The 17,330-nt window shown below is 49.5% G+C and carries 2 protein-coding genes; one reads left to right on the top strand and one right to left on the bottom strand.

The window, feature by feature from the left end:
* Nucleotides 1-4: 4 nt before the first annotated feature.
* Entirely contained in the window at nucleotides 5-15,190 is a 15,186-nt protein-coding gene (locus AACZ40_RS14465; protein ID WP_339674773.1) for a choice-of-anchor Q domain-containing protein, read from the bottom strand.
* A gap of 840 nt (nucleotides 15,191-16,030) precedes the next feature.
* Between AACZ40_RS14465 and AACZ40_RS14460 the strand changes: the two genes are divergently transcribed.
* Nucleotides 16,031-17,266: a hypothetical protein gene (locus AACZ40_RS14460; protein ID WP_291173331.1), complete on the top strand. Its 1,236-nt coding sequence runs from the start codon at nucleotides 16,031-16,033 to the stop codon at nucleotides 17,264-17,266.
* Nucleotides 17,267-17,330: the final 64 nt, after the last annotated feature.

Genomic DNA, 17,330 nt, shown 5'->3' with positions numbered 1-17,330 from the left:
ACTGCTAAACATCAAAGCTGGCACCGCTGGCAACATACACGGCTCCCGCACGTCCATCCGAAGAGTTACCAGAGAAGGTGGTCCGTTCTACTGTTGCAGTATCTGTATACTGATAGAGGGCTCCCCCCTGGAAACCGGCATGGTTATTCAGGAACTGGGCATCGGTAATATCCAGATCCCCGGCACTGACGATCGCTCCCCCCAGGAAGTCAGCATTGTTACCCTGGAAGATAACCTGATTGAGGGTTGTATCGCCCTCGGCAAAAATGGCACCGCCATCATCAGCATCACCGTTAATCAACGACATATTTGACAGGCTCAGCGAGACCCCGCCTCCAGTATGGAAGATACGATCGAGATTATCAGCATCAATGATCGTCGTTCCGGAACCCTGTCCAAAGATATTCAATTCGTCGAGAATATCAAAGTCACCGGACGCGTTATTATTTTCATTCGTACCGGCGATATCCATATCATAGGTGCCAGGTAACAGGATGATATTATCAATACCTGGATTTGCATTGGCCTGATTTATGGCTTCACGCAGTGAGGTGACAGTATCACCAGCATCAACGACATCGTCTAACGTGTCGACGACGATTCCATTGTCAACAATCGTCCCGACTCCAACTCCATCTAGAATATTAGCATTCAAGGCATTGCTAAGCTCGACGTAGAATGTTTCAACCCCTTCGTTCACCATATCGTTATTCACGGTAACACTAAAGGTCTCACTTAACTGACCAGAAGCAAACGTCACATGCAATTGCTTATAGTCATAATCCCCATCAGCGAGCGTTGCCCCTCCAACCAGAGGACCGTCCAGAGTTTCGATATCGAACTCAACGATATCACTGGAGCCCTGAGACAAAGAAACAGTGAATGTAAAGGTTGTGGTAGGGCCGCCATCATAATCTTCTGTCAGTGTTACATCACTGATGGATAATAATGCCTTGTCGTCGTTCCGGATTTCTCCTTCAGCAAGCATATCGGTTTCATTGACGGTAATGCTTCCTCCCACCTGCACATTCGAAAGTGTGACATCGAAGATTTCATCGTTCTCAATCACAGAATCACCAATGATCTGCACAGAAACTGTCTTGGTCGTCTCACCGGGATTGAATGTAATGGTTTGAGTCGATGCGATGAAATCATTCGCATCTGCAAAATTAAGACCAGCCCCTGAAATCAGCGATGCCACATCAACTTCGACAATCTCAGTCAGCGGATTCGAGAGTGATACGGTAAAGTTCATGTTGGTATTGACGCCCTGAGGACCTTCTTCAACGAATGCATCGCTGATTGTGAGGTTTGCTTCGTCGTTCTGAATAGTCCCTATAGATTGAGCATTTCCGATAATCGCTCCGGCAGAATTAAACAGATTGACGAAGAAGGTCTCATGATCTTCCACCGTGGTATCGCCGTTGACAACTACTTCAATAATCTGGGTGGTCTCACCAGGAGAGAATGTGACTCTGCCTGTCGTGAATGCGTAATCAACGCCTGCCGTCGCTGTACCATTGGAAGTTTCATAATCAACGGTCACTTCATCCACATTCGCATTGGACAGGGATACGACAATCTGGAACACGGTTGTGCCGGAATTGGTTTCGAGCTGGCTGACGTCAGAGATACTGATTGTCGGCGTAACGATTTCAAAGGCACCAATGTCGCTGGTAGTATCGGTGGGCCGTGTGGCACCACGCTGGTCAATGGAGACGCCATCGGTATTGTCGCCGGCATCAATCGCCCGGCTGCCTGCCAGTAACGCATGCGTCTGAGTCGGGCCGCCATTATCCTGCAGAATGCTGAGAGCAGGATCGATGCGTTGCGCATTCGTTCCCACGATATCTCCGTTGAAACCGTCAATCACTCCGGTTGCTGACGTTCCGGTTCCAATCAGGTTATGTCCCAGCGAAGTAATTGTACCCGCCAGGTCAAATCCGCCGACCAGAGCATTGTTGCCAGCCACGATTGTATTCCTGATACTCACACTGGCGGTATCTGCGACAGAATAAATACCGCCGCCAGTCCCTTCAGTAAAGTTATCGTAAATCGTGGTATTGTTGACGGTCATGTCGCCGGTGTTATGAATCGCACCCCCTTCTTTGCCGGCTTCGTTGCCGGAGAAGGTCACATTGGAAATATCGATGGTGGCTTCATTCAATAAACCACCACCACGCGTACCGGCGAAGTTATTCGAAATGGTACTGTTGGAAATCGTCACGTTACCGACGCCATCCACTGTTGGGGGCTGGCCAGTCACCATCACTGTATACTGCCCCAGGCTTCCGTAATCTGAGTAACCCGTTCCCGAAACGCTACCTTCACCTGTCCCTTCGATGGACACGAAGTAGGTGCCGGCTGCCAGTCCGGTGAAAGACGCATTGAGAGCACCAGTTGGATTGCTCGTTTGAATCTGCGCTCCACTGGAATCGTATAATATCGCAAGAATGTCGAGGTTGGGGCTCTCGAAGAATGGATCGATGGTGACATTACCCCCCGTGGTTGTGAACTGGAAATAGTCCACATCCGTGTTTCGCTCGACGATTCCGGAAGCCATGCCACCGGTGACATTTGACGCGGTGCCAGTGCTGTTACCATGATCATCGAGCCGATAACCAAATCCGTTCTGGGTTGTGATGATATTCAGATCGTCTTCGTTGTTGTCGGCGTCGGCGTATTCACCACTGCTCCACTGGACCAGATCCTGATTATAACCAACCCCCATGATCGGTGCCCAGCCCGTTGGACCGCCGCCATGACCCGCGTAGTATTCCTCGGTTGACGTACCATCATGAACCAGTCCCAGCGTGTGTCCCACTTCGTGACTGACCGCTTCGGCAACACCAATCAGACTTGTGTTAAATACGTAGGTTGGTGTGTCGAGGTTGTCGTTGAACGAACCGACATATGCTACACCCCCGGCAAGGTTGTACCAGGTGTTCTCACCAATAACGACACGTATGCCCCAGCGGGAATCCGAGGCATCGGTCCTGATCAGATCGCTGACTGGCGGCGCCGCGGTTGTAACATTGATATTAAACGGAGCAAAGTCCTCAGCGACCCGCAGCCAGGTGCGTTGAATCACTTCGATTTCGGCCAGGCTGAATGACCCGACGTTGCCGTCAGTATCATAAGCAGGAGTGACAATGGTACCGAATGCGGTGTTCCACTGTGTGCCGGTTGTCGTGTGGCCATCGAAATCGAGATAAATCGTGTGGCTGGCCCCGGGCAGCGAACTCAGGTTGAACGTGTCGCCGACTGGAAATGGTGGAGCTTCACTCAGGAGGGCAGCTTCCTGGCCATCGTTTTCATATTTGGGAATAGCATGTTCTACATACTCTTCTACTACCACGACCTCACCCTGATACTGAGCTCCCGTGGAAGAAGATGCGTTCCCTTCACCATTCCCCACAGCCGCTTCATTCGAAGTGAAGACACCACCACCGGCAACCGTCGCTGTATTGTTGTCGATTGTGGTGTCGATAATTTCCAGCGTTCCTCCTGTGGAGTTGAAGATACCGCCACCATTTTCAGCATTGTTGCCTTCAATCGTGGTCAAGCTGATGGTCGCAGTTCCCGCATCACTGTTATAAATGGCTCCCCCGTCAGCAATCGCGGTATTGGTATGGAACCAGCTGTCCGTCATGGTGACAATCCCATTGTTGAACAGGGCACCGCCACGATTGGCGAGACTGTTCTCAATCGTCACATCTTCCAGTGTCAGGTTACCAAAGTTCAGAATCGCACCACCGTCTTCCACGCGCGTCACATTTCCATTGACCAGCGTTACGCCGCGAATGGAAACATTGATGTTCGCGAAGATATGGAAGATACGGTCCAGAAAGTCGGCATCGATAAAGGTGCGATCCGATCCCGCACCGATAATGGTCAAGTCGTCGGTAATGTCCAGGTCGCCTAACAGGGAGCCGTTTTCACCCAGGCCGAACAGAGACAGCGTATAAGTGCCGGTTCCCAAGAGAATGGTGTCGGCTCCAACACGTGCGTTGGCTTCAATAATTGCGGCACGCAGAGTACTGCGACCCTGAGCATCGACACTGACTCCATCGCCGGGTACTGCATCGACTGAGTCTGCAAAACTGGTGACAATGTAACCAGATTCGAATGCCCCGATATCCACAACCAGCGATCCATTTCCGTCACCATCGAACAGACGGGCGAAACCGCGTTGATCGTCTGTGGGTGCGTAGAAGTTGTTACCGGCATCACGCGCCAGGCTTCCCCCCAGCAGTTCGTGGGTGAAAGTCGCACCGCCATTATCCTGCAACGCTCCCAGTCCTGCACTGACAGGTGTTCCAAATGTACCGACCTGGTCAGCCTGAACGTTGTTTGTGAAGCCAGTTGAAACACCTTGCACACCAATCAGGTTGTTTCCTCGAGAGTGAAAAGCCCCCGTCACATCGGGACCAGGCGATGTTGCACTATTACCGGCAATGATCGTATTTGCCACGCTGACAAATCCATCCGTGTCATTGAAAATACCACCGCCGGTCGTTGCCGCGTTGCCGAAGACAGTCGCGTTGGTGATTTCCATCGTACCTTCATCACTGTTATAAATCCCGGCACCATTAAGAGCTTCGTTCCCTGAAATGGTGGCATTCACAATATTGGCAAGTACCAGCGAGTTATTATACAACCCGCCGCCATTATTGGTCGCGACGTTATTGGAAACGGTGCTGTTGACCAGGTTCAACTGAGCGATGTCTTCATTGAAAATACCGGCTCCAGACTGAGCGAGGTTTCCATCAACGGTAGTTCGCTCTACGTTGACAGTAGCTTCTGCCGTATTGAAGATACCACCACCATTTAAGCTGGCCGTGTTGTTCAACAGATCGGAAAGATCCAGGTTGATGACTCCCAGCTCCTGGTTATAGATGGCACCACCGGAGACAGCTTCGTTGTTAATGAAGGAGGTATTAAAGAGAGTTACCGCACCCTCTTCCTGATCATTGAACAGGCCGCCACCATTTCTGACAGCTTCACTGTCACGAATGATTGTTCCGTTCAATGACAGGCTGACGCCGAAGTTGGCAATCGCCCCCCCATCGCGGTCTGCGGAGTTATCATCAAACATACCACCGGTGATCGTGACCTCTCCTGCGGAAGCGTTATACAGACCACCGCCGTCAAAAGCAGCGGTATTCAGCAGGACGGAAACCTGATTCAATGAGACCTCACCCTCATCGTTATAGATACCACCACCATCCTGGGTCGCCGTATTTCCAGATACCGTGGTCCGGACGATCGTCAGCGAAGCGGCTTCTTCGTTGAAGATACCACCCCCCTGGTCAGCCGTATTGTTATTCACTTTACTGTCAGTGATCGTCATGCTTGCCAGATCATTGTTGTAGATACCGCCACCGTCTTCAGTAGACGTATTTCCGGAAACCGAACTGCGGAGAATATCGACAGTCGCCTGCAGGTCGTTGAAGATACCACCACCATCGCTGGAAGCGATATTGCCGGAGATCTCAGAATCCACAATGGAAATGACTGACTGATCGTTATTGAAGATACCACCACCGTCGACGGCACTGTTATTGGTGACATCGCTATTGGTCAGAATCAGGGTCCCCTGCAGACCAAGCTGGCCGTTCAGAATACCACCACCGTCGATTTCAGCGGCATTGCCGTCTACCAGTGAGTTGACGAGTGTCAGCGTACCCACGTTGCGGATACCACCACCGCTTCCGCCGATCACATTACCACCGGTAATCTTGACACCCTGCAGGGTGAGGTCAGCACCAGAGAAGATATCAAAGACACGGTCACGTTCATCCGTGAGGCTGGCTGCATTGATAATTGTCTGCCCGCTTCCCGCACCGAGAATCGTCAGGCTGCCTGTTGTATCGGTAATATCCAGGTCACCCGTCAGAGATGAGTTTTCATCGGAACCAAGTAAAGTCAGGTCATAGACACCTGCCCCCAGAATAATAACGGAATCACCTGCCAGGGCATTCGCTTCCATGATTGCGGCACGTAAGGTGATATTCCCGTTGGCATCCGCGACAATGCCATCACCGGGATTGATATCTACGGTATCTTCGGTGCTGTTCACAAAGAATGTACCAAATTCGACAGCCCCGATATCAACGTTCGTTCCCAGGATACGGCTTGAGCCCCGCTGTTCCTGAGCAGCAGTATTGATATTGATCCCGGAATCGATGGCGATACTGCCCAGCAGCAACGCGTGGGTAAGGGTGGGACCACCATTGTCGGCCAGATTGAAATCCAGCACAGGTGTGGGGTCTGCCACATCTATGATATCGCCAGCTCCAAAACCGGTTGCCGACCCAACCAGGCCGGTCAGGTTGCCTCCCAGACTGCTGTAGTTTCCATCCAGTTCCGGATTGGTGGTCGCTGTGTTTCCAATAATCAGGTTATTCTGAATTACAGCTGTTCCGCTGTTGGAAACGGCACCACCGGTTGTCCCGGCATCGTTCAATGTCATCGTGTTGTTGGTAGCATTCAATGTCGCTGTATTGCGGATCGCTCCACCACTTCGATCAGAAGAGTTCCCTGAGAAGGTCGAGTTCGAAACAGTCACGGTTCCGATGCCCGCATTGAACAACGCACCACCATCACGGGCTGTGGTATTTCCACTGATTGTGCTGCGTGAGATTTGCATGGTTCCCGTATTTCGCAAACCACCACCGCCGCCGCCCGCTGTATTATTGGAAATCGTACTGTCAACGATGACGATCAACCCGGTGTTATTGATACCACCGGCACTGTCTTCTGCTACGTTTCCTGTGACTTCTACGTTCGTTAAAGTGGTCGTGCCACTATTGCGGATACCGGCACCATCGTCGCTGCCTGTCAGTTTACCATTTTGAATGGTCAGGTTTTCCAGATTCAAGGTGACGCCGGCAAAGATCTGGAAGATACGATCCAGTTCTGCACCATCGATGATGGTGACTCCCACACCCTGACCACGAATCGTCAGGTTGTCGCGAATATCCAGGTCGCCAGTGGCAGACTGATCTTCGTCGATGCCCCCGATACCCAGAAAATAGGTACCTGCTGCCAGTTCAATCACGTTTGAACCAAGCAGCGCATTCGCTTCCTGAATTGCTGCACGCAATGTTTCAGTTCCTGAAGTACCATCTCCGACGATACCGTCACCGGCAGTCGTATCCACTCCGTCTGAGAAGACAGGGGTTCCACCAGTTAAATCAATGGTAGAGCTATTTACCCAGGAATGGGAAACATTGGCCAAAAGTGGATTACCGCCACCTGTAATTCCGGAACCTGCAGCAACCAGTGTCAGCTCGTAAGTACCAGCCACCTGGGTAACGTAAGTTAAATCAAGGGAATACGAAGAAGCAGGCCCCACGCCAGGAGTCAGTGTGACGCCGGCTGCTACCAGATCGATGGCCTGTCCATTGAGCATCAGTCGGAAATCATTGACTGTGACTCCGCTCACATTCACAGGATTGATTCCATCATCAAAACTAATCGATACCTGACCCGCATTGGTCAGAATCGTCGGCGGAATATCTTCAATCGAGGCCCCCAGCACAGGATCACCAATTCGCCATGTATCAGTGGCACCTGCCTTGAAGACGTTTCCGGCTAGATCTTCAATCGTACCAGTGTTGCCAAGCAGATTCAGGGTATACAGCCCATCGCCGTAAGTCGGAATCAAAGAGCTCAGGTTAAGGGTATAAAATGATCCTGAACCGGTCAGCGAACCTACGGGGATATCAATAGTTTGCGGACCGCTGCCATCATCAAAAATCAACTCGAAGTTGGTATAAAAACTGACAGGGACACTACCGTCATCGTCGAAGAGGCCAGTGACAGGTTCAGAGAAGTTGATCAAGACTTCAATATCCGTTGTCCCTGCATCTAATGCAGAACCATCCGGTGACACGTCCTGAATTCCGGCAGTAGGAGCAGTAAAATCGGTTCCGTTATTCCATTTCGCATCAGTAGAACTGGCGGCTGTATTGCCTGAGGCGTCGGTAACTTCCGACTCTCCTGACAGGAACACAAGTGTATAAACGCCGTTCAAGCCGGTCAGAGCAGAATCAAGATTGACCGTATAATTCAAATCCCCCGGTGATCCGTCAACACTCAATACTCCTCCCGTAACGAGAGTACCATTTCTGTATAGCTCAAAATCAGAGACATCCACACCGGTGACTGCTTCCTGGAAAGTAAAATCCACACTGTCGACATCGCCATCGCTCACAGACTGAAAGGACCCCGTGGGTGACAGGGTATCATTCACCCAGGTTTCACTGCCTGTCGCAGTCAGGGCATTCCCTGCGGAATCGATAATAGACGAGGAAGCAGCCGTATTGATCGACAGGGTATATGTTCCAGACAGGCTGGTCACCTTACTGAGGTCCAGTACAAACTGGCTGCCTGTGACCTGTGTCAAAGTCGCAGGAGTCGAAGACAGATTCCCACCGACGACGCCCGTAACATTAACCCCGTCGCGCGTCAGAACGAAATCACTCAGATCAACGCCGGTCACATCTTCCGAGAAGTTGACAATCAACTCACCCACCGCCGCACTGCGGGGATCAGGAGAGACATTCTCAATCTCGACCGTCGGAGCATACGTATCAATGGTAAACCGCTCGACATCACCGAACATCAGGTAGTTACTGGGAGTATTGCCAGATATGGGAGAAAATGGGTCAATATACTTGGCATCCGAGATTGTATTATTATTAACTAATCGTAACTCGTACTCGCCATCTCCTTCAGCTCCGAGAATCGAATCGATATTCAGCCTGAAAGTCCGGAGATCCATCTGCGTGAGCATACCGGAGGTTAACTGGCTGGTGATATCGATATTATTACGGAACAGGGTAAAGTCGTTAATATCGACTCCCGCCACATCTTCGGTAAACGAAATGATGAAATCACCGACATTCGTATCATCAGTCGGATCAGTCGCAGCAACCGAAATATCGGCCGTCAGGAAGGTAAACGTTTCAGGCTTTAAAAAGGTGTCTTCATCAGGAGTCCAGATATCCCAGTTGTAGCTTAATTCTCCTGGAACTGGACTCGCGTATCTGATTTCGTCAAAAAATGAATCCCCTTCTTGAAATCCACCGGAGCCAAAGGTTGAACCATTAACACCATCAAAGCCCTGGGCAATTCGGAAGGTACTGACTCCCATTCCGTCATACAGGAATGAATCACGCCTTATTGGTCCATTATTGATATTGCTTACAGACCAGGTGCCGCCGAATAAATAGTCTCCCAGATCAACCCCTTCTGTGCTGTTCAACACAAAACTGGTAGTACTGACTACCGTAATAGTAAATACCCCATTTAATGCACTCAAGCTGTTGTTATAAAACCCAACTTCATCTGTATAAGCACCAGTAATTTCAACTGTTACACCGCTGATTAAATTATGTGGAGCATCGGTAGTAACTATAATAGGTTCCCCTGGGAAATCGATCCTTGCATCAAGAACACCTCCCGTGAGCGGTCCCAAGTTAGGTCCGGACGATGGATTTAAATTGGTTCGCGACGCCACACGTTGAGCATTTCGCCTTCTATCTGAAGAAGTGGTAGGAAATGGTCCATCGGGATTAGGCGGAGCGGTTCCATTCGCCACTCGCGATTTAAACTCCGGCTCGTCGGTATCATAATAGGCTCCCAAGTTGACCACGTTGATACCGTTACCGGTATTTTCCTCGAATACGAGGTTCAGTTTCGCGAGTGGATCACGTCGGTAGGGACTTAAAACCCGGAAGGCAGGAGTGGCACCACTGTCCCAGTTATCTTGTGTAATCGGAGGATCAACGGTCGATGTGAACGATTCAACATAGAAGTCTTCGCCATAGTTACCCTCGAATTCATTGTTGGTCACAGAAACATTCGAACGACCATTCGCTTCATCACCACTCCCCTCAGCACCGACACTCACCCGCGAACCGGGAGTCTGTCCCCAGTAGTCATACTGAGAAGCCATTGTCCCGATTCTTAAGATCAGACCAGTAGTGGTAAAATTGCTGCTGACGCCATTGTCCTGAATGTAGTTTCTGTCAATCTGAAGCACCATATCTGCATCTGATGTAGTGACATTCCCGGTCGCATCAAGAGCATCGGTGCTGTCGGCATCCTGATCCTGTCCTCGTGAGGCAGTTGTCACAACATAGAAACCTTCCAGGCCGTTAGACACAATGTGGTTTGCCCCGGCTTCGGTTCCATCTCCAAAAATGACATCCGAATTTGCCCGCTCTTCCGTCTGCAGGTCCACCCCACGGCCACCATTGTTATCAATAAAGTTCCCAATCGCAGTAACTGAAGTGACAGCATCAAATCGAGGAATGGTTCTGGTCACACCATCTTCCGTTACGGTAATAATATTCGCACTTAAGATTTCCAGTCCGTCTGACGTGTTTTCTGTAATCGTATTCCCCCGGATGAACGATGTCTGCCCATTCGAGTTGATATCGATCCCTTTTCCGTCGTTAAACGCGATCAGGTTGTTATCAATCGAAGAAAACAGACCGCTTCCGGCAAATGTATAGCTCCCCCCGGAAAGATCTATCCCTCCTGTTGAGTTAGCCAGAATCGAGTTATTGGCAATTTTCACACGACCATCTACCGGGTCCAGTAGTGCGGAGATCTGGATACCATCCCGTCCATTCGCCTCAATTAGATTACCACGATCTGCTCCAGTCACGGGATCTACACCGTCCAGACCAATAAACAGCATGTCGCGATTTCCCAGGCGGCCGGTTATCAGGACACCATGGCGAGAGTTATTGCTGATATTATTCTGTACCCAGGTACCAGCTACATCACGGCGGTCAGTTCCATCATAGCTGGTACTACGAGTAGTAGATTCGATACCATTAAAGCCATTCAAAGTGAGTTGATTGTTAATGATATCGACCAGCATTGTGGCGTCCGCTTCGGCATGCAGAAAAATGCCGTCCCGACTGTTAGTTGAAATAGTATTATCTTTAATTTCAAAGTCGGATGTAGTTAGATTACCGTTCTGGGCCAGAATCTCGATACCATCACTGTTGGTCGTGATGATATTTTCGTAAATCAGAACAGCCCGTTCTTCACCCACGATAGGATCGACAATATCACGTCCCACGCGGGCATCATCTTCACGATGGAAATTCACACCATCGCCGATGTTATTGGCAATCACGTTATGGGAAATCTGGGTGCGGTCGATTATCGTTGATTCTTCAATATGAATCCCCACACCGTGACCGGCATTCCCCTGACCGGCGGTATTAGCGGCATCGGTACCAAGATAGTTACCATCAATGGTCAGGTCTCGCAGCTGGTTGAATGCTTCAAAGCTGACATCGGTACCAAACAGGTCGATATAGATGGCGTCCCCTGCATAAGGTGTAGAGGCATTGTTATCATTATTGGAACTGGTAATGGTATTTCCGGTAATGCTGACATCGCCCGTGGCGGTGTCCTGCATGGCAACGGCCACACCAGCACCACTGTTATCATCCATGGTGTTTCCATCCACGTTCAGGCTGAAATCAACACTCCACAGCGATGTGGGGTCAGCTGCAACCAGGTTGATACCAACCGCATTATTCGAGCTGATCGTATTTCCTGAGATGTCACCATAAAACGAAGTATACATCTCGAGGTCGATCTCGATACCGGCTCCCGTGTTTCCGGTAATCGTGTTGCCCCTGATTCCCCGCAGATACCCACCCACGGTCGTTGTTTTGACCGTCAGCAGGGCGCCCGTCAGATTGGTACCATCAACAAGGACCTGAGGTGTATTGATCGTTGCCAGAATGCCCGTGTATTCAATTTCAAAGCCGGTTAACGCATCGCCGCGAACCATCACATCGCCCGCGTTCAGATTCGGCAAAGCTACCAAAGCTGCGAGAATGGCAGCCGCATCTGCGTTATAGGCAATTGGGCCGGTTATGGCACCATCAAAAGTCAATGTGAAATCACCGGCTGTCGGAGTTCCGTTGACATTGATTTCCTGCACTTCGTTAATCGTCGTTCCTTCTGATACAGTCGTCACCGTCGGGACAACAATCAAAATGCCACTATCATCAATAGTTATTAAGTTACCGGGTGAAACTGCTCTAAAATCACCAATAAATTCGACATCAAAACCTCCAGTAACATTGAAGCCCCCCCCAGTCACTCTGACATTCCCGACACCGATGGTGTCCAGGCTCTCTAAAGCAGCCTGAATTTCAGCTGTAGTTGCATCATAGTCAAGGATGACGGGCCCGTTTGTACTCGCACCGAAATCCAGTGTATAGGTTCCGCCGCCTGCTGGATTAGGTATATCAACGTGTTGAATTTCATTGAAACCAATCCCCTCCTGAGTATTGCCGGTTACAATGTTCTGCACATCGGTCGTCAAGGGTGTCACATCCCCCAGAATAGGATTAATTGTTGTGAGGTCAAAATCTCCTACCTGTGTGGACGGCACAATGTCCAGATCAAACACATTCGCCACCAATAAGGGGATATTCAATTCCGCTAAGTCGCCCTGAAATTCAATCACAAAACCATTGGTATAATTTCCTGTAACAAGAAAGTCATTTGGCCCTGTCGAAATCGCCAATGCTTCCAGAGCGGCATCAATGTTTGCCGCCATAGTAGTGGGATTGGAACTGATCGTAATGCCCTGGGTGGTTTCTCCCTGGAACGTAATAGTAAATGCTGCACCTGCAGGGTTATTAGTTAAAGATCCATTCGCAGCAATATTGAATGGAAATGCTCCTTGTGCATTTTCAAAATCGAGTGTCTGTTCTTCGTTTGTATCACCGTCCCCCTGGACCGTATTGCTAATCACAACATTAAATTTGAGAGCATCAGCATTGATGCTTACCTGGGGAACATCAACATTTGCCAGTGAGCCTGAATCCGAAAAAATGATATCATACCCATTGCCGCTGGGAGTGACATTTACTGGAGAACCACCGTAACCCTGAGTATTAGCAATTGAGTTCAATGCAGCTGCTATGGTAGCTGCATTGCCGGTGGTTGGAATCGCAACGGTATAACTGAACTGCTGAGTTACCCCTAGAAAAGTTAATTCCCATGTCCCGAAAGTCGGATTATTAGCACCGAGCATGGACAGATGCTGGTACTCATTGTAATCAACTACAAATCCGTTAGCAAAATCACCCGTAACAAAGAAGTCACCTTCTACACCTGTCTTCGAAGTGGCGGAGGTAAGCGCTTCTAATGCAGCTTCAATATTAGCTGCAGTAATTAAAGGATCTGGATCTATGGTGATCAATCCGGTGGTTTCTCCCTGATAGTTCAGAGTAAAAGTACCACTCGTCGGGATTTCTAAAGTAGATGTTCCCGTTTCATCGATACTGACGAATGTCAAAATCTGTGGAGCTGGTTTATTAGGATTGGGACCAACTGGGCCTAATTCGACATTCACAAACAGATTTAATCCGACCGCATCGATAGAAACTGGTGGGACATTCAAATCATGCATGGTCCCTGTAAATTCGATATCGAATCCGCCAGCAACTGCAGTAACCACTACAGGACTGCCTGTAAATGGGTTGCTGCCCGTGGGATCAATATAGATGTTGGCCAATTGGTTTAAACGAGTCGTAAGGTCAGTCGCATTCAGTTCCGTGTAGGATAAATCTAGAGATTGACCTAAAAAGTTCAGGGTAAAATAGCCAAATGAGGGAGTACCTGTGACTTCCAGGTGTTGGATTTCATTTTGATTCCCGGAGGTATTTTGAGTAATCGTCACACCGGCGGGAGTGCTGTTGAACCCACTGACATCCACGGTCAGCGGATTTATGTTGACGCCACCTGCGGCATTGACAAATTCAATTTCATAGCCGTCCTGGAAGTTACCATTGACCAGAATGTCGCCAACACCTATTTCACCGAAAGCGGCAACCATAGCTGCTTTGACCTGTGAAGCGGTCGCAGTCGCCAGAATTCCAGCCGTCGTCTGAGTAACACCGTTCCCTCCCGTATAGGAGATCGTGAAGTCCCCCCCGGTGGGAATGCCTGCAAAAGAGATTAACTGGACTTCGTTCCTTGGTGCAGCGAAATCAATTTTGTCTGTGGAACCGGGAACACCATCATAGGCGGGCACGCCTGGTGCTGCGTCGGTTGGTGTGGGATTGGTTGTTGACGGTGTGAAGAAGATACCGTGTCCGGTGTTGTTGGCAATGATGTTATCGGAAACGTCACCACTTAAGTCGCCGTCCGTCTGATCGAAGACGATCCCGTGTCCGCTGTTGGAGGTAATTGAGTTGCCGGTAATTGAGACAAACTGATCGACATTGGTCAAATCAAGGCTGATACCGGCACCAGTCGTATTTCCGGTAATGATATTCGAATGTATGAACAACTCGGTCAGCAGCGCAGCGCCGCCGGCGGCTGTATCATCGACGGAGATGCTTACCCCTTCGATGCTGTTGTTGTTGGTCAACCGCAGTTCTTCTGCAATTGAGTCGACGATGTTGACGCTCACACCGTCATTACCCGAACTTCCGGCAATCGTGTTATCCGCCAGGGTCGTGTGTCGGAGTGTAGAACCGTTGGTTACATCAATCGAGACGCCATCAATGGAAGAACGTCTGATCGACGTTTCTTCGATGGTCGAATTGCTCATCGCCACGGTCATACCTGCACCGGACTGTCCGGTAAGCGTCGAATCGACGATATTGAATTCATTGAGAATGACATTGGTCAGGTCAACGTTGAAAGCATTTCCGATACCACCCGTAATCGTGGAACTGTCAATCGCGATCGTGTCCACCAGCAGATTCGACAATTCAATATCAATACCTGTCCCCGCGGCAGCGTTGACAGAGACATTATCAAACAGAATCGAAAAAGGATCGTTGAAAGTCAGATTGTCGAGATCAATCGAAACGGAAGCTCCTGAACTCGCATCAATGGTCAGGTCTTCAAAGATGATCGATTCATAATTGGAGACGCCGTCGGCATCCGGATCCAATACTGAATTATCAATCGTCATACCCAAACCGGCCGTGATCTGATTGATAATGAGCGACGTCAGAAGAGTTCGATCTTCGAGTTGCTCGATGGCGATGCGGCGTTGAACCTTCTGGCGGACGGAGGAAGGAACACTTCTAAGCTGAAGTCTGCGACGAGGATTTAAAGTTGCCTTGCGGCTTTTTTCGAACGCAACTCGCATCGACTCAACCCAAGATGTCAGTAACATCTGCTGTCTCCCATAAACTCTAATTTGCCATGGCATTTTACTGAAAATCGAGCAGGAATTCACACCCCGCTTCGCACATTTCAGAACAAACTTCAATGCCAATCTGTTGTATTGTTAGTTGTCAATTGATTGATTCAGCTCAATGAATTCTGGCGGAGGCACACACAATCAAAACATTCGTATACCTGCAGCGACCATGTAAAACCTGACTGTCTACAGAATTCCAGCCTTTGATGCTAAAAACCCGTCTGAACCGATGTCAAAGAAAATTGCACAAAATAGGTAAATTATAACTGGTGATATTCCACTTATAACAATCATGCAAGCCCTTTGAGAATTCCGTTCACGATAATTTCCTGACGGTCGTTGCCCTGACGGAAACTGGTGCTCTTTCCCGGGGCAACCCGAAATTCTCACTTAACTGACGAATGGCATTCTGAAAACTAACGATGATTGACTTTCTCTCTGCAGCATTTCCCAATATTTTTTTGTAATCATAACTATAATATTTTTCTATACTTAGGATCCTGTCTGTACAGGATTCCCTTCAAAATTCACTGATTTTGGCCACGAATCCCACTATACGTTTGAATCTTTTCCGGCGAAATCTCGTACTGTTTTTTCAAGATATACCGTTTTTAATGGTCTTTGTGGTCGAAGCAAGCCGATCAATTATGACAGCGGGTTATCTACAGAACCCCCGCGGCCTCTGTACTTATGGACAAAAAAAGCTCTGAGATCACAAATTGTGCTTTGTCGGAGAGGTTAGTTTTTAATTAGCATCTTTCGGTCGGCTGAATTAGTGAGATTCTACCTGGATCGAAATGGAGAGATTAAGCTATGAGAACGAACGGATTCGTTGGCTTGATGATTGCGGGAATCTGCTGTTTTTCAACGCAGATACTTTATTCTCAGTCAGATTTCCCAGTCGAACCATCAAATGAATCTGAAGGGGTCTTCAGAATTTCAAATACTTCGGACTATGATGGGCCTGCAGTCGACGCCGTCTCTTTCGCGCCGTCTTCTCCGCGAACATCAGATATCTCCCCGATTGCCATGCCAGAGGGCGGGCAGTACACGTCAACCGAATATTACGGCGGCGGTGTCGGTGGTGGAGAATACTATGGTCCTTTCGAAGAATATCCCCAGGGCGACTGGGTCGAAGATCCGTACCTGGAAGACACCACCTATCAACGGCTGGGACTGGTTGCCGGTGCTGCAGCAGTGTTTGTCAAACCGGGATTTGATACAGACACCGCATTTCTGACTGAAGATCAGACAGGCCCAAATACGGTCACCACTTCCAATGATTTTCCTTACAACTATCAGTCTGCACCCCGCATTAACCTGGGCGTGATTGATAACGAAGGACTCAGTGCGCAAGTTCGCTGGTTCCAGTTTGAAGATGACTCCTCTAACGGTGCCACTGCGGGAGAAAACTTCATCTTTTTCAATGGCATGCCCACCAAAACCGCCACCGGGGGTATCGCCGCTGGTGGTCAGGCAGGCGATTTCATCCAGACATCCAGCAACATCAAGCTCTATACCATTGATGTGGATTTGAGCCAGGAACTGAATTTTGAACGCTGGCAGACGACGTTCGGCGGTGGTTACCGTCACGCTTCTGTGAGCCAGCAATACAGTGCCGTTGGTACCGCCAGTGGTGCTGCTGTCTCATCCAACGCCGGACACCGGTTCGACGGTAATGGTATCGTTGTGTTTGGTGAAGCACGCCGTCCCCTGGGATTGTTCGACCGTCGCACCAAAGGCACTTCCAGCCTGTCTTTTATCACCAGTGCAAAATATGCCGCACTCTGGGGTAATTCCAAGTACGCTGCTGAAGACCAGACACCAGGTCCCATCGCTGCCACCGCGCAGACTACTTCCAAGAAATCATTAAGTATTACAGAAGTCCAAATCGGTATGCAGGCAGATTTTGTGCTGCAGACCGGAGCCCTGGTCTGGGTACGAGCCGCCTGGGATGGCATGTGGTGGAGTGGTGCCGGATCAGCTGCCAGCGAATCGGGTGACCTGAGCCTGCTCGGTGGATCGATCACACTGGGAATGGACTGGTAATCCAGCCCCGGAAATTTCAAACGAAAAAATAGCAAGCAACGAAAACAGCCCTGTCGGCGAGATA

It is taken from the genome of uncultured Gimesia sp., assembly GCF_963972345.1.
In the GTDB taxonomy this organism is placed as follows: domain Bacteria; phylum Planctomycetota; class Planctomycetia; order Planctomycetales; family Planctomycetaceae; genus Gimesia.
This window is presented reverse-complemented; position numbering and strand designations above follow the sequence as displayed.

What these genes read in the sequence shown, in the direction of transcription:
- AACZ40_RS14465 (WP_339674773.1), bottom strand. Translation starts at nt 15,190, where the DNA reads ATGTTACTGACATCTTGGGTTGAGTCGATGCGAGTTGCGTTCGAAAAA.
- AACZ40_RS14460 (WP_291173331.1), top strand. Translation starts at nt 16,031, where the DNA reads ATGAGAACGAACGGATTCGTTGGCTTGATGATTGCGGGAATCTGCTGT.